Here is a 14,690-nt window from a genome sequence, read left to right as displayed (position 1 = left end):
GAACAGATGGTCCTCGGACTGACCCCCGGCGACAGCGTGCTCGTCATCTCTCCGCATCTCGACGACGATGCTCTCGGCGCCGGCGGCACAATCGCCCGGCTCACCGTCGACGGCATCGACGTCCACGTCCTCACCGTCGCCTGTCGCACCCACCCCGGCAGCGACCCCAAAACCCGCATGGCCGAGTTCGACGAGGCGTGCACCGTGCTCGGCGTCACCTCGCACCACACCGCTTGGGTCGACACCGACGGCGCCACCAACCCCGGCGCTCGCATGGCCGAGTTGGTTCACCTCATCGAGGCCGGACCCCGACTCAGCCTGCGCCAGCTGCGCCCGACCGGCCTGCTCATCCCGGCCGCCGGCTCCTTCCACCAGGACCACCAGGCCGTCCACACCGCCGCGATCGCCGCAGCCCGCCCCTCCGCATACGCCCCCCGGATCGTGCTGGGCTACGTCGGCCCCGAGGACACCGCCTGGGCGCAGCACGGGCCACCCGCCCGGCGGCCCGTCGCTGTGGACACCTCCGGCGTATGGGAGACGAAGGTCAAGGCACTCACCTGCTACAGCAGCCAGCTGCGCGAGGCGCCACACCCACGCTCACTGGCCACCATCCGGGCGATGGACACCGCAGCCGGCTCCTCGGTCGGAACCGCGATGGCCGAACTCCTCACCGTCTACCGGTTGGTGGCGTGATGAACCGTGTCTTGGTTGCCCACCAGCCCGCCTACTGGCCGTGGTGCGGATACTTCTCCCGTCTCCTGGACGTCGAGGAGATCGTCTTGCTCGATCACGTCCAGTTCGCTGAGCGCGGCTGGCAGCACCGCAACTCCGTCGCTGGCCGTGACGGCCGGCCCGTACGGCTGATCGTCCCGGTGCGCCGCGCCTTCGGCCAGCGCCTGGTGGACGTGGAGATCGCGGAGCCGGACTTCGCCCGCCGCCACTGGCGCACCCTGGCCGACTCCTACCGGCGCGCCCCGCACTTCGCGCGCTACGCCGGCCAGTTGGAGCAGCTGTACGTCCGCCGCTGGACGCACCTGGTCGACTTGAACGAGGCCGTCACCCGCGTGATCCTGGCCGCTCTCGGCCTTGAGGTGACCGTCACGCGCACGAGCATCACACCGCCGGCTGGCACGAAGACCGGCGCGCTAGTGGATCTGTGCCGCCGGCACGGCGCCGACGTGCTCCGGGTCGGCACCGGAGCAACCGCCTACCTCGATGCGGATCTACTGAGCGAGGCCGGCATCAGGATCGAGGTCGCGACCTACGCCCATGCCCCCTACGGGTCCGCCCGGAACCGGCCCGCCGGGCTGTCCGTGCTGGACCTGCTGATGCACGAGGGCCCCCGCGCCCGCGCGGTCCTGGCGGCCGGCGCCCGTACCTCCTCCTTCGCCTTCCATCCCGAGCGGCACGAGGTGAACGCATGACGATCGAGCTGACCTCCGAGCCGACAGCCGTACCTGTCCCCTCGGGGCGCATCGACCAGGGGCAGGTGGCGGAGCTGTACCGGCAGTTGCTGACGGCTCTGGGCGAGGACCCCGACCGTGACGGGTTGAAGGACACCCCGCAACGGGTGGCCCGCTGGTGGGCAGAGTTCCTCGAGCACGACCCGGGCCGCACGGACACGACCTTCGATCACGACGCGATCCGCGCCGACGGAGACGAGCTCGTCATCGTGTCCGGCATCGTCGTGCACTCATTGTGCGAACACCACCTCCAGGGCATGGAGCTCACCGTCACTGCGGGATACCGCCCGCACGGGCGGGTCCTGGGGCTGTCCAAGATCGCCCGTATCGCTCAGTCGCACGGTCACCGGCTCCAACTGCAGGAACGCATCATGAACGGCATCGCCGAGGACCTGATGAAGACCAGCGGGTCCCCGGACGTCGCGGTGGCCGCAACCGGCACCCACTCGTGTATGAGCGCCCGCGGCGTCCGCGCGACCGGCGCGGTGACGACCACGACCTGCACCCACGGCGCCTTCGCCCCCGGCGGCGCACTCGGAAGCCTGTTCCTGGACCTCGCTGTGAAGGGAGCCGCCCGATGACCGTGCCGCGCCCGGCACCGCTGTGGGTGACGCTTGAAGGCGCCAACGGAGTCGGCAAGACCCGCCTCGCCGCGCTGCTGCGCGAGCAGGTCGAGCGAGCATTGGTGCTCGACGAGCTGCCCGACGCGGCGCCGGAACGGCTTCCTGGAAAGGTCATCGCCGCGCTCGCCGAGGGGGGCGACCCCTTCCTGCGCACGGGGCACCCGCTGACCGAGACGCTCGCGCTGCTCGGCCTCGCCGTGCGCCGCCGTGAGGAGTCACCTGCAGCGGCAGTGGTCATCGAGGACCGCGGGTGCGACAGCGTCGCCGTCTACCAGGCCCTCACCCTTGCCGAGCGCGACGGCAGCGACCCCTACCCCATCGCTCTGCGCCTGCTCGCCATGGCCGACCGCTGGCGCCCGCGCAGCGACCTCACCGTGCTGGTCACGAACGACGAGACCACCCGCCGAGCCCAGTGGGCCGCGCGGCTTGGCCGGCCCCTGACCCGCGACGAACACCACCGTGCGGTCGCGGTCGCCCAGTTGCACGCGCGCATCGCCGGCGAGGAACCGGACCGCTACCTGGTCCTCGACCTCGCCGAACTGACCACTGCGCAGGCCCTATCCGTCCTGACGAGCGCCGTCGCTGCGCTCACATCCCCGGCGGGAGCCTCCTCATGAACCCTGTCCGACCGATCACCCTGCTGTGGTCGCTGCGCAGCCTGTGCGATCTGGCCTGCCCGAGCTGCTACTTCGGCGACCCGCTGATCCACCAGATCAAGCCGCCGACGAAGGTCGGGCAGCTGTCCCACATCTCCCCCAACGACCTCAAGCGCCGCGAGGTCCTCGCCTTCGTCCGCACGCTCAAGGACTCCGCGGTCGGCAGGATCTTCGTCGCCGGCGGCGAGCCGCTGAACTGGCCCGGCATCCTCGAAACCCTCAAGATCATCAAAGAGGCCGGGATCGAGGTCATCGTCTGCACCAACGGGATCCCCCTGACCCGCCCGGTCATGCTCCAGTCCCTGCTCGACGTCGGCATCGACGCCGCATCGGTCTCCCTGGACTCCACCGACTCGGCGTTCAACGACTGGATGCGCCCGGACCCGAAAGGCGAGCACGGCTGGCAGGACGTCGTGGACGGCATCCGTGCCCTCCTCGCCGCCCGCGCCGTCGATGGGCCCCGGGTCGGCATCTACACGGTGATCACCCGCCTCAACATCGACCAGATCCCCGCGATGGGCCGCTTCGCCGCCGACCTCGGCGTCGACTACTACGTCCCGCAGCCCATCGCCCTGGAAGACGACCACATCCACCACGAGCAACTGTCCCTGCGCCCCGAGGACACCAGCGCCCTCAGTGACGCCTTCGCCGAGCTGTACGCGGCGGGCCTTCCCCTGACGCTCCCGGCGGGCACCTACCCCAGCCAGGTCACCGCCGGCGTCCCCCGGGCGACCACCACGGTGAAGGGCTGCTTCGGCGGGCGCACGCTCCACTTCGTCCAGCCCGACGGCACGATCTGGGACTGCGTCTCCTCCCTGCGGATCAACGCCACCCCCGCCTCGGCACATCGCACCATCCGCGGACAGAGCGCCGCGGAGCTGTTCCCCGCCCCGACCGGCTGCGCGAGCGACTGCCCGCTGGCCTCCTACGAGTGCGTCAACATGTGGCCGCTCATGGACTTCGACCGCATCCTCACCCCGGCCTCCAGGAGCGCCGCATGACCCTCATCCCCGCCGCCACCATGCGTGCCACCGCGCTGGGCCGCATGGCCGAGATGCTGGACCGCGGCCCCGACCCCGCAGGTGACGAGCACGCCCGCGCGCTCGAAGCCGAACTCGCCGAGCGCTTCGGCACGGCCCACGCCGTCGCCGTCGCCAGCGGCACCGCAGCACTGCACACCTCCCTCGCCGCATACGGCATCGGTGAGGGGGACGAAGTCCTGGTGCCGGGCGCGAGCGTGGTGATGACCATCGTCGCGATCCGGCTCGCCGGCGCCGTGCCGGTCCTGGTGGACTCCGTGGGAGCCGACCTGGACTTCGACGACCTCATCGCCAAGACGACTCCGCGGACCAAGGCGATCCTGCCCGTGCACCTGGCCGGCCGGTGTGCCGACCTAGCACGCCTGACCGCGTACTGCGCCGACCGCGATCTGCGGCTGATCGAGGACGCCTGCCAGGCCCAGGGCACCCGCTACGACGGCAGGTGGGCGGGCACCTTCGGGAACGCGGGCTGCTACTCCGGGAAGGACGGCAAGCTGCTGTGGTGCAAGGAGGGCGGCTACATCCTCACCGACGATGAGGCGTTCGCCGCCCGGGCCCGGAGTTTCGTCACCCACGGGTTCCTGCCCGCCCCCGGCCAGCCCGCTGGCAGCCGCACGGGCCACAACTACCGGCTGCCCGAGCCGTGCGCCATCATCGCCCGCGGCAACCTCGCACGGTTCGACGAACTCCTCGCGCTGCGCCAGCGGCAGACCCGCCAGCTGGTCAACGACGCCGCTCACGCTCCCGGCCTCACCCCGATCGAACCGGATGGGCGCCACGAGTGGAACGGCTACGCCCCGCTGTTCCACCTCGCATTGGAACGGCCACGCGACTTCTGCATCCGCCTGGCCGAGCGGGGCGTGCCCAACTCGGTGGGCACCTACGGCCTGACGACCGCCGACCGCCTGCCCTCCGTCAAGGACCTGGCCCTGTCCGAGTGCCCCTCTGCCCGGGCCGACCTCGACACGACCCTGGCGGTCGTTGTCCACGAAGGAGACAGCGACACGCGCCTCGCCGAGATGGCGCACATCATCACCGAGGAGGCACGCCAGTGGCGTTGACGACCGACCCTGCACTGCTCGCGACGACGTTCGTGGGCGTCGACTTCGAGACGCTCAACCCGGCCGGCCGCCGGCCGGAGCCGATCGAGGTCGCCGCCATCGCCGGGAAGCTGACCGCCGACGGCACCTGGCAGGAGGACGGACGGTTCGAACAGCTCATCCGCCCCCCGGACGGTGTGCCCTTCACCTCCTTCGACACCGGACAGACCGGCATCACCCCCGCGATGATCCAGCAGGCCAGCAGCGCCGACGCGACGCTCGCAGCTCTGGAGGAACTGCTCGCCCACCCCCCGTACGTACTGGTCGCGCACAACGCCCCCTACGAGGCCGGGCTCATCCACGACCGCGAGCCGTCCTGCCCGCGTCTGGCGCGCCTGCCGCTGCTCGACACGGTGCGCCTGGCCCGGACCGCCTACCCCGACCTGACCCGCCACCGCCTCGACGACGTGCTGCGCCACCTGGACATGCCACCCCCGGCCGGCCGGCACCGCGCCATGCCCGACGTAGCCGCCACGTGCCAAATCTTCGCGCGCATCGTGACCGACGGGGCACAGGCCGGCCGCTGGTCCACCCTCGCCGACCTGCACCGCGTGGCCGGCATCCAGCCGAAGGCCGTGCAGGACGACGCCGCGGCCGCCGCCCCCCAGCAGGACTCCCTGTTCTGACCGGAAAGGAGACACCCGGCGTGTACCCCCAACAGACGGCCGGCGAGGACACCGGCCGCGGTGTGCTGGTGTCGATCGAGGGCATCAGCGGCACCGGCAAGAGCTATCTCGCCCGCATGGCCGCCCAGCGCCTCGACGCGCCACTGCTGGTCGAGGAGTTCTCCCGCCGCCGTCAGCGCGGCGACCTCGGCAGCCGGATCGTCGCCGCGCTCGCCGAGGCAGCCGGCGCGGACCGGTTCCTGCGCGGCGGCTTCCCGGCCAGCGAGACGCTGCTCCTCCTCGCCGTCCAGATGCACACCTGGGAGACCGTCCGCGCCCCACTGCACGACGGCCGGACCGTGCTCGAAGGGCGCAGTCTGCACTCCGTCGCCGTCTACCAGGCAGCCGCTCTCCACCCCGGCGACGACGCAGCGGCGCTCGAGAGGGCCCGCGCTCTCATGCGGGAAGCCACCGCCTGGCGGCCGGCGCCCGACGTCACCGTCCTGCTCACCGATGACCTCACCACCGCACTCGACCGCGCCGAACAACGCGACGGCCGCCCCATCAGTCCCGCCGAGCGCGCCGTGCACGAGCGCTGCTCCCACCTCTTCCAGGCGCTGGCCCAGGACGACCCCCGCGTACGGGTCGTCGATCGCGTCGCACTGCCTGACCCGGAGGCGGCCGCCGAGCGCATCGCCGCCTGGATCACCGCGGCCCGCCCGCTGCCCTGGCCCGCCCCTGTTCTCGAAGGAGTTCCGGCATGACCCGCCGCCCGATCCGCTTCGCCCTCGGCTACGACGACGTCCTCCTGGTCCCGCAGCGCACCGCGGTGACCAGCCGCAGGGACACCGACCTGTCCACCACCCTGGCGCCCGGCCTGGACCTGGCCATCCCGGTGCTCTCCGCGAACACCCCGTGGTGCACCGAGAGTTCCATGGCCACGGCGATGGCCCTGGCCGGCGGACTGGGCGTCCTGCACCGCGCCTGCACCCCCGCCCAGCAGACCGCACAGCTCGATGCCGTGAAGAACACCGCCGTCCCGACCGGGATGACCGAGGCCAGCGTCGACGGGGACGGCCGGCTGCGCGCGGCGGCCGCAGTGGGCGTCACCGGTGACTGGAGGGAGCGGGCCGCGATGCTCGTCGACCACGGGGTCGACGCGCTCGTCGTGGACGTCGCACACGGGCACGCGGACTACGTCCTCGCCGTGGTGTCCGCGCTGAAGTCGCAGCACCCCGGCGTGGTGGTCATCGGCGGCAACGTCGCCACTGCGGCCGGCACCCGGGACCTGATCGACGCGGGCGCCGACGTCGTCAAGGTGGGCATCGGGCCCGGCGGCATCTGCACCACCCGGCTGGTCACCGGCGCCGGCGTGCCGCAGCTGACCGCCGTCATGGACTGCGTGGACGCGGCCGGCGAGGCCGGGGTGTCCGTCATCGCCGACGGCGGGATCAAGAACTCCGGTGACCTCGTCAAGGCCCTCGCGGCCGGGGCGACGACCGCGATGCTCGGCAGCGCCCTGGCAGGTGCGGACGAGAGCCCCGCCCATCTGGTCGAGGCCGATGGGCAGCGCTACAAGGTCTCCACCGGGTTCGTGACCTACGGGATGCAGCTCAGCTTGAAGAAGGCCCGGGGCGAGCAGGTCACCCAGACCGAGCTCGACGAGTACCTGCCCGAGGGCGTCGAGGGCACGCACACGGCCACCGGCACCCTGGAGCGCACCCTGCACCCGTTCCTGGCCGGGCTGCGCTCGGGCATGTCGTACTCCGGCGCCTCCACCCTCGAACAGCTGCGGCAGCAGGCCGAGTTCGTGCAGATCAGCCCGGCGGGCGTCGCCGAGAGCCGCCCGCACGCGCTGGGCCGCAGCCAGCAGCTCCCGCTCGACTACCGCGCCGAGGCCGCACGGTGAACCGCGGCTCGATGCCCGTGCGCGTGCGGGCCGTCGATCAGCGTGCCGCGGCTTCGGCGATCCGACCGAACAGGTCCTTGGCCTGGAGCCGCAGGTCCTCGGCGATGTCGACATGCTCCGCGACGGCGGCGGCCGTGAACCAGCGCACCTCATGGGCCGGCTCACCGGCCGGCCCCTCTCCCTCGGCGACGGCGAGGAAGAGGTGGTCGATGTGGACGTGCGGCTGTCGGGTGTGGTTGTCCGGATGCACGTCGAGCTCCTGGACCCACCACGGGGCGGGCACCAGCGGGTGGGGTGCCCCGGCGGGCAGTTTGCTGGACGGGCCCGTCACCAGCCGCGCCGTCCAGCCGGTCTCCTCGCCGATCTCCCGCACCGCCGCCTCGGCCGCGTTCTCGAAACTCTCGACGTGGCCACCGGGCAGCATCCAGCACTCCAGCCGCGGGTGCCAGATCAGCCCGAGCCGCCAGCCGTCCTCCATCTGGCGAAAGACGAATGAGCTGGCCGTGGGCTCCTTGATCGTGTCGCTCATGTGCGGAGGCAGTCCCATCGCTCGATCCCGTACGGCCGCACCGGCGGCCGTTCATCCGGCCGCCGAGCCTCCCACATCCGCCCCTGCACCAAGACGCATTCACGCCACATTCCCCCGCACGCGCCGCCGGTACGGACGCGCCCTGACGCACGGAGGCTGACGATGGACACCTTATGGAGACGCCTCGTGGTCCAGGACTACGAGATCTCCCGGCCGGCCAGCACCCGGCTGGAGTTCGACCTGTACACCACCTCGTTGATCGCCTGGCCCGCCGTCTGGATGAACGACCCCACCCCGTACGGAGTGCTGCGCCGTCCCGGCATCGTCGACATCGACCAGACCGTCCACGAGAAGCTGGTGGAACAGCTGGCTGCTCACCTTGCCGACCCCGCCCGGGCGCAGGCTGTGGTGGCGCGAGCGGTTGGCGATCGCGGTCGCGCGACCGCTGCACTCACCCGCGCTGAACGTGCCCTCACCGACGGCGCCACGGCGAAGGTCGGCGCCGCGCTGTCGGACGCGACGGCGGCGTTCTTGCGGGTCATGTCGACGCACATCGTGAACTGGCTCTTGCCCGAAGCGCAGTGGGAGTCTTTCCTCGCCCGGCTGTTCAACGACGAGGGCCGGGCACGCGCGTGCATGTTGGCCCTGTCGACGCCCGCTGAGACCGGGCATCTGCTCGCCGCGCACCAAGACGTTGTGCAGGCGGCGCTGGCAGTGAAGGACGGAGCCGGGCTGGAGACCACGGCCACCGGTCTCGCGGTCCGGATCGGCACGCTCTACGGCGAGGGGACGCCGGCCGCCCGCGCCATGCCCTACGAGGATCCCGCTCAGATCGCCGTCCTCGTGGAGACGCTGGCCGCCAGCTCTGACCCCGAGGCCGAGTTCCGGCAGATCGCCCTCGCCCGCGAGCGGACCGCCAGGCTGCGGGAGGCGTGGGAGACCGCCGCGTTGCTGGCCGCCGCCGGCGATCAGCAGGCCGTCGCCTCCGTACGGGCCATCGTGACGATCCTGTCCTGGGCCTGCGACAGCGAGGAGCGCCGCAAGGTCCTGCGCCACTCCTATCTCTCCGTGGTCCGCCGCTGGTGTCAGGGCGCGAACCTCGACCCGGCCGCGCTGACCACCGTCGACCTTCTGACTGCCGGAGCGGCATCGTGACCTTCCTGACCACCCTCACGGACGCGGCGCCGTCGTGCGCAGGCGCCAAGGCAGCCGCGCTCGCCTGCCTTCAGCAGGCCGGGCTGCCGGTGCCGGACAGCGCCGTCATCCCCGTCGACGTCGCGGACAGCGACCTGCCCGGCGCAGCCGGGCAGCTGCTGGCGTGGGCCGAACGCCGCGCGCCGTACGGGCTGATCGCCCGGTCGTCCGCGCCCGGCGAGGACAGTGTCACCTCCTCCTTCGCCGGCTTGTACGACTCGGTCATCACCCCCTGCACACCGGGCCAGGTCCTGGCGGCGCTGCGTCAGGTCCGCGCCTCGGTGCGCGCCCCGGTCGTCGCCGAGTACGCCGCCGCGCGCGGCCTGAGCCCGGATGACGACCTCGCCGTGCTCGTGCAGCCCGTTCTGCGGCCCGTCGTCGCCGGCGTCCTGGCCGCCCAGGTGACCGGCGGCCGTTGTGTGCGCTGGCGGATCGAGGCGGTGCGCGGACTGGCCGAGCAGCTGGTCAGCGGCGCGCAGACGGGCGAGATCCACTGCGGCCGCGGAGCGGCCATCGAGTCCGTCGCCTGTTCCGCGCAGCCGTTCATCCATCTGCCCGGCACCACGCAGGAACTCGATCTGCCGCCCGGCGAGTGGATCACCGTACCGGCCGCTGGTACTGGCCCAGCCCGCGCGAAGGTCGCCGGCTCGGGCCCCGGGGTGATGCATCTGCGCACCCCGGCCGAGTGGGCGGGCGTCCCCGTCCTCACCCCGCACCAGCGCGAGGAGCTGCTGGACCTCGCCGCCCGCGCGGCCCAGGCTCTCGGTCTGGAGCAGATCGACATGGAATGGGCCGTCGCCCCCGAGGGGCCGATGGTCCTGCAGGGCCGGCCGCTAACCCAGCCGATCCGCGAGACGACCCGGCCCGAGCCGCCGACCGGCGGCTGGGCCGGTCTAGCCGCCGTCGCCGGCATCGCGACCGGCCCCACCGTCCACCTCGGACCCGACCCGGCGCCGGAGGGCGCCGTACTGATCTGCGGCGCTCTCGGCCCCGAAGCCGCCGCCGCTCTCCTACGCGGCCCTGCCGCCGTTGTGTCGACCACCGGCGGACCGCTGTCGCACACCGCGATCATCGCGCGGGAACTCGGCATCCCGTGCGTGACCAACGTGCCCGAAGCCGCCGACATCGCCGCGGGGATGGTCATCGAGGTCGACGGGACAGCGGGCACAGTCCGCCCGGCGCCCTCCGTTCCCGCCCCACGCCAGGAGGACGGGCCCGTGTCGTATCGCGATGCCGCCGTCCTCACCACCCGCATATCCGATGCCTGTACCGACGACGGACGGGCCGCCACCCTCCTCCTCCACGATCCGGACTGCGCCGACCTCGGTGTGCTGGTCCGCGCGGTGACGACAGCCTCCGACACCACCGGCCTCCTGGGCATCCTGCTGCCCGACGGCCCCCCTCGCTCCTCCGTGCTGCTCCCGGAACACCCCGGCCTCGAGCTGCGCACCGCAGGTGGTCTCGCCCTGCTGTGGCCACGCCCTGCCGGAGACCTCCCCCGCCGCGTGGTCGCTCTCGACGCCGACGACCGCGTGATCTTCGAACGTCCCCTCCACACGACCAGGAGCGGCTCGTGACCCGATCCCCCCTCGACAGGTCGGAGATACCCGCACCCAGCGGCATCCCGCGCTACGCCGCGGTGATCTTCGACTTCGGCGGTGTGCTCACCACGCCGATGGACGACACCGCTCGCTGCTTCGCCCGCGAGGTGGGCCTGCCGGATGACGCCTACCGCCATGCCGTCGCAGTCCACCCCACCGGGCGGAAGCTCTACGCGCAGCTCGAACGCGGCGAAATCTCCCAGGCGGAGTGGAACACCGGAATCGCCGCGCTGCTCGGCATCGACAGCACCAACCTCATGGGCCGGGCCCTGGCCACCCTCCGCCCGGAGGAGACCGTCGTCGCCGCCGCCGCGGCGATCCGGGCCGCGGGCCTGCGCACGGCGATCCTGTCCAACTCCATGGGCCTGACCCCGCACAACCCCTACGCGCCGTGGGCTCTGGATACCTGTCACGACGTCGTTGTCTTCTCCGAGCAGCACCGCCTGCGCAAACCGGAGCCGGAGATCTACGAGCTAACCCTGGATCTGCTCGGGCTCTCGGGACCCGAGTGCGTCTTCGTCGACGACAACTCGGTGAACCTTGTGCCGGCCGAGAAGCTCGGGATGACGACGATCCACGCCACAGACCCGGCCCTCACCGTCGCCCGGCTCCAACGGCTCGTCCCCCACCAGCAGTAGACCGTCACCCTTGCCACGCGGCGTCCCGCCGAGCCGCAGGCGACCAGAACGAGGAGAGTTCATGCAGCACGAACGGGTTCGGGCCGGTGCCGCCCCTTACCGCACACCCGGCAGCGTCTTCACCGGAACCGCCCGCTACTACGCCGGCTTCCGCCCCGGCTATCCGGCGGAACTGATCGACCTCTGCGTGCAGTTCGCCTCGGCCTTCCCCGGCCGGCGCGTCCTTGACCTGGCCACCGGCACCGGCGCCGTTGCCATCGCCCTAGCCGAGCGGGGCGTCGACGTGGTGGCCGTCGACCCGTCCTCGGAGATGCTCGACGAAGCACGGCGTAGCGCCGCCGAGCGCGGCGTCACGAACGTCGAATGGCAAGAGGGCAGTTCGTACGAGCTGCCGGACTTCGACGACGTGAGCCTGGTGACCATCGGAGACGCCTTCCACTGGATGATCCCCCGTGCGGAAGCCCTGGCCGCTCTGGACCAGCGGGTGGTACCCGGAGGAGCGGTTGCCCTGCTGTCTCACCGCTGGCCCGGCCACCCCAAGCCGTCCTGGGATCCGGTTCTGAGTCGGGTCCGGGCACGTCACCTTGGCCCATCGTTATCCGCAGGCCCCACCGGTCAGGCCAGCCGTGACGAGGCGGGAACCCACGAGGACATCTTCCGACACAGCGCGTTCTCCCACCTGACGAAGACGACTACGGACTACACGCTGAACGTCACCCTGGACCAGCTCGTGAACTGGCAGTTCTCTCAAGCACAGACCTCCATACCCGTCCTGGGCGATCGCCGAGGAGCGTTCGAGTCGGACCTGCGCGCGACCTTGCGAGCGTGGGAGCCCACCGAGAGGTTCCAGGAAACCAGCCAGGCCCACCTCCTGCTCGGGCGACGGCCGAGCGCCCGAGCAGAGCGCCCGTGAAGCGGCTCGGGTGGGAAGGCCTCCCGTCCACAGTTCGCGCGGCGATCGAGAAGCACGTGGGCCCCATCAGCGGCTCCACCAACGCCGCCACAGGGATGAACAGCACCGTGGCCTGCGCACTGCAGACTCCGTCCGGGCCCGTCTTCGTCAAGGCTGCCGAGGACGGCCACCCCTGGGCGGCGCAGAACACCGAGGCCGTGATTAACCCGCACGTCACATCGGTCTCACCCCGCCTGCTGTTCCGCGTCGAAAGCAGCGGATGGGACGTTCTCGTCTTCGAGTTCGCACCCGAGCGATCCGCCGACCTCGCCCCCGACTCGCCGGACCTGAACCTGATCGCGGACGTCGTGACCGCTTTGGGGCGACTTCCTCTCCCGGATGTCTCCCTACCGACCGTTCAGGAGCACTTCGCCAAGGACGCCGACTCGGAGGACCTGGAACAGCTCGGGGGCCGCGATCTGCTGCACCTTGACCTCAACCCCGACAACATCCGGGTGGGAGCGAGAGCACAGGTCGTGGACTGGGCCTCACCTACCGTCGGAGCTGCTTGGGTCGATGTGGCCGGGCTGATCGTGCGTCTCCTGGACGCCGGCCACACACCGGAGGCCGCCGACCAATGGGCCCGACAGCTACCAGCCTGGCGTGCCGCTCCCCCTTCGGGCATCGCCGTGCATGCCTCGGTGAACGCCCGCTCCTGGGCTAGGACCGCTCGCACGGTGCCGTTCCCATGGGCGGTGAGACTGGCGGACGCGGCCGGACGATGGCTGCACTACCGCGACCGCCTCGACGTCGCCAGGTGTGGCGACGCGCGGGAGGCGTGGTGACAAGGGCGTCTGAGCAGGGATGTCCGTTGAGGCTCCATCGTGGTGCGGCCAACACCGTCATCGGCGTTTCAGCCAAAACCCATTCTCCGCACACCTGTTGCAGCGCACGGGTCCGTGCATGTGACCGAGGATCGTAGTTGGCGGGTGATGCTCTCTTCGGTGCAGTTCGCCGGCAGGTGGAGGGAGCTGGTTGGCGGATTTTGAGGGCGATAGTCGGCGGGCCGGGATCCGCCTTGGTCACGATGCGTGACTGATGGTGGCGATCACCTGTCTGGCGTGTTCCTCGAGGGCCGTGCAGAGCCAGGAGGCGGGGACTGGCGGGTTTTTCGATTCCCAACGCCTGAGCTTCGTCAGGTGCGGCATGTCTAGCGAGAGCGTTCGGTCGTGGGGCCGCATTGGTGGCTGGAAGACTGGTGCGAGGGCGAACTCGCTTCCCGTGATGTAGCTCCAGACGAAGGCGGATGCGCACTCTCGGGTGTGCTCGTTCGGCTTCCGGCCTCGGCCTGGAGGACGTTGTCGGCAGAGCTCGTCCCATGTCCTGTCGTCGATGGACCAGCGGGAGAACTGCATGCGGCGGGCCCGGAAGTCGGCCTTCTCCTGGCCAAGGACGTGCTGCGCCAAGAGTCGCAGCGTGCCCGGCAAGTCTCCGTTCTTAAGGTCGCGACGGGGATCCAGCGGCTTGATCCGCAGAGGGCTTTGCGTAGTCCAGGACGTGGGGATGCCGAGGAACGCCGCTGCTTCCAGGAAGTTCATATCGCTGATTGAACCGTTCCGGGTTCGGTAGAGACTTCAGATTGTGGTTGTGACCTGGGGTTTGGTGGTTGCGCGGTAGTAGTTGGTCTCGTATTCGGCGGGTGGGATGTGCCCTATTTCACCGTGGAGCCGGCGGTGGCAGTACCAGTCGATCCACTCTGCGGTGGCGAGTTCGACCTGGGAAAGGGTTCGCCAGGGCCGTCCGGGCTTGATCAGATCGGTTTTGAACAAGCCGATCGTGGACTCCATGAGGGCGTTGTCATAGGCGTCGCCAACGGAGCCGATCGAGGCCGCGATGCCGGCGGCGTCCAGGTGCTCGGCGAGCCGGAAACTCGTATATTGCGACCCGGCATCGGAGTGATGTATCAACTCACCTGCCTGGTGCGGGTGTTCGTCGCGGTCGCGTTGCCACAGAGCCATGTCCAGGGCGTCCAGTACGAGCGTGGTCTCCTTCGACGTGGCGGCGGACCAGCCGACGATCCGGCGGGAGAAGGTGTCCACGACGAAGGCGACGTAGACCACTCCCGACCAGGTGCTGATGTGGGTGAAGTCGGCGACCCAGCAGCGGTTCGGGGCCGGCGTGACGAAGTCGCGGTCCAGCAGGTCCGGCGCCCGCTCGACGGAACTGTCGGGGATCGTGGTGATGATCTTCTTCCCGCGGACGGCACCAGTGACGCCGAGCTCACGCATGAGGCGTTCGACCGTGCACCGGGCCACGATGTGGCCTTGACGGTGCAGCTCACGCCAGACCTTCCTGGCCCCGTAAACACGGTAGTTGACCTCGAAGATCTGCTGGATGAGTGGCTTCAGCTCGGCGTCGCGGACGGTGCGGGCAGATGGGG

17 protein-coding genes are annotated in these 14,690 nt (G+C 70.9%); 14 read left to right on the top strand and 3 right to left on the bottom strand.

Annotated features, from left to right (window positions below; translation table 11 throughout):
• The first annotated feature begins 6 nt into the window (after positions 1-6).
• The 9 genes from ACFXI4_RS27025 to ACFXI4_RS26985 are packed head-to-tail and all read left to right on the top strand — an operon-like array spanning position 7 to position 7,396.
• Complete coding sequence (locus ACFXI4_RS27025; protein WP_384995548.1) at positions 7-693, top strand: PIG-L deacetylase family protein; 687 nt, start codon at positions 7-9, stop codon at positions 691-693.
• Positions 693-1,424 (top strand): WbqC family protein, encoded by a 732-nt coding sequence (locus ACFXI4_RS27020; RefSeq protein WP_384995545.1) that lies wholly within the window; start codon positions 693-695, stop codon positions 1,422-1,424. Before ACFXI4_RS27025 ends, ACFXI4_RS27020 begins: the two co-directional genes overlap by 1 nt.
• Positions 1,421-2,044, top strand: a complete 624-nt coding sequence (folE, locus tag ACFXI4_RS27015) for a GTP cyclohydrolase I (protein WP_384995542.1) — start codon at positions 1,421-1,423, stop codon at positions 2,042-2,044. The genes ACFXI4_RS27020 and folE overlap by 4 nt, the downstream gene beginning before the upstream one ends.
• On the top strand, positions 2,041-2,703 hold the full coding sequence (locus tag ACFXI4_RS27010) for a thymidylate kinase (RefSeq protein WP_384995540.1): 663 nt from the start codon (positions 2,041-2,043) through the stop codon (positions 2,701-2,703). Before folE ends, ACFXI4_RS27010 begins: the two co-directional genes overlap by 4 nt.
• Complete coding sequence (locus ACFXI4_RS27005) at positions 2,700-3,743, top strand: radical SAM protein (protein ID WP_384995537.1); 1,044 nt, start codon at positions 2,700-2,702, stop codon at positions 3,741-3,743. The genes ACFXI4_RS27010 and ACFXI4_RS27005 overlap by 4 nt, the downstream gene beginning before the upstream one ends.
• Positions 3,740-4,843, top strand: coding sequence for a DegT/DnrJ/EryC1/StrS family aminotransferase (locus tag ACFXI4_RS27000; RefSeq protein WP_384995535.1), 1,104 nt, complete (start codon positions 3,740-3,742; stop codon positions 4,841-4,843). The genes ACFXI4_RS27005 and ACFXI4_RS27000 overlap by 4 nt, the downstream gene beginning before the upstream one ends.
• Positions 4,840-5,508, top strand: a complete 669-nt coding sequence (locus ACFXI4_RS26995; protein ID WP_384995533.1) for a PolC-type DNA polymerase III — start codon at positions 4,840-4,842, stop codon at positions 5,506-5,508. Before ACFXI4_RS27000 ends, ACFXI4_RS26995 begins: the two co-directional genes overlap by 4 nt.
• Positions 5,509-5,528: 20 nt before the next feature.
• Positions 5,529-6,251, top strand: coding sequence for a dTMP kinase (locus ACFXI4_RS26990; protein WP_384995531.1), 723 nt, complete (start codon positions 5,529-5,531; stop codon positions 6,249-6,251).
• On the top strand, positions 6,248-7,396 hold the full coding sequence (locus ACFXI4_RS26985) for an IMP dehydrogenase (RefSeq protein ID WP_384995529.1): 1,149 nt from the start codon (positions 6,248-6,250) through the stop codon (positions 7,394-7,396). The genes ACFXI4_RS26990 and ACFXI4_RS26985 overlap by 4 nt, the downstream gene beginning before the upstream one ends.
• A 37-nt stretch (positions 7,397-7,433) precedes the next feature.
• Here ACFXI4_RS26985 and ACFXI4_RS26980 read toward each other — a convergent pair whose 3' ends face one another.
• Positions 7,434-7,925: an NUDIX hydrolase gene (locus ACFXI4_RS26980; protein WP_384995527.1), complete on the bottom strand. Its 492-nt coding sequence runs from the start codon at positions 7,923-7,925 to the stop codon at positions 7,434-7,436.
• 162 nt (positions 7,926-8,087) lie between these two features.
• Between ACFXI4_RS26980 and ACFXI4_RS26975 the strand changes: the two genes are divergently transcribed.
• The 5 genes from ACFXI4_RS26975 to ACFXI4_RS26955 all read left to right on the top strand — a co-directional run bounded on the left by ACFXI4_RS26975 (position 8,088) and on the right by ACFXI4_RS26955 (position 13,095).
• A complete protein-coding gene (locus ACFXI4_RS26975) occupies positions 8,088-9,080 on the top strand; it encodes a hypothetical protein (RefSeq protein ID WP_384995524.1) in 993 nt (330 codons plus the stop codon).
• On the top strand, positions 9,077-10,696 hold the full coding sequence (locus ACFXI4_RS26970) for a PEP/pyruvate-binding domain-containing protein (protein ID WP_384995521.1): 1,620 nt from the start codon (positions 9,077-9,079) through the stop codon (positions 10,694-10,696). The genes ACFXI4_RS26975 and ACFXI4_RS26970 overlap by 4 nt, the downstream gene beginning before the upstream one ends.
• Positions 10,693-11,358, top strand: coding sequence for an HAD family hydrolase (locus ACFXI4_RS26965; protein WP_384995519.1), 666 nt, complete (start codon positions 10,693-10,695; stop codon positions 11,356-11,358). The genes ACFXI4_RS26970 and ACFXI4_RS26965 overlap by 4 nt, the downstream gene beginning before the upstream one ends.
• Before the next feature lie 61 nt (positions 11,359-11,419).
• Positions 11,420-12,271 (top strand): class I SAM-dependent methyltransferase, encoded by an 852-nt coding sequence (locus ACFXI4_RS26960; protein ID WP_384995515.1) that lies wholly within the window; start codon positions 11,420-11,422, stop codon positions 12,269-12,271.
• A gap of 56 nt (positions 12,272-12,327) precedes the next feature.
• On the top strand, positions 12,328-13,095 hold the full coding sequence (locus tag ACFXI4_RS26955; protein WP_384995513.1) for an aminoglycoside phosphotransferase: 768 nt from the start codon (positions 12,328-12,330) through the stop codon (positions 13,093-13,095).
• Positions 13,096-13,332: 237 nt separating this feature from the next.
• On the opposite strand, the gene ACFXI4_RS26950 is transcribed toward ACFXI4_RS26955, so the two are convergent.
• Both ACFXI4_RS26950 and ACFXI4_RS26945 read right to left on the bottom strand, forming a co-directional pair.
• A complete protein-coding gene (locus tag ACFXI4_RS26950; RefSeq protein ID WP_384995510.1) occupies positions 13,333-13,848 on the bottom strand; it encodes a hypothetical protein in 516 nt (171 codons plus the stop codon).
• A 36-nt stretch (positions 13,849-13,884) separates the two neighbouring features.
• On the bottom strand, positions 13,885-14,690 hold an 806-nt coding region (locus tag ACFXI4_RS26945), incomplete at its 5' end, for an IS3 family transposase (RefSeq protein ID WP_384995508.1).

This window comes from Streptomyces sp. NPDC059224, from assembly GCF_042754285.1.
Classification (GTDB): Bacteria; Actinomycetota; Actinomycetes; order Streptomycetales; family Streptomycetaceae; genus Streptomyces.
The sequence above is the reverse complement of the archived record's forward strand: the minus strand, read 5'-3'. Positions and strand labels throughout refer to the sequence as shown.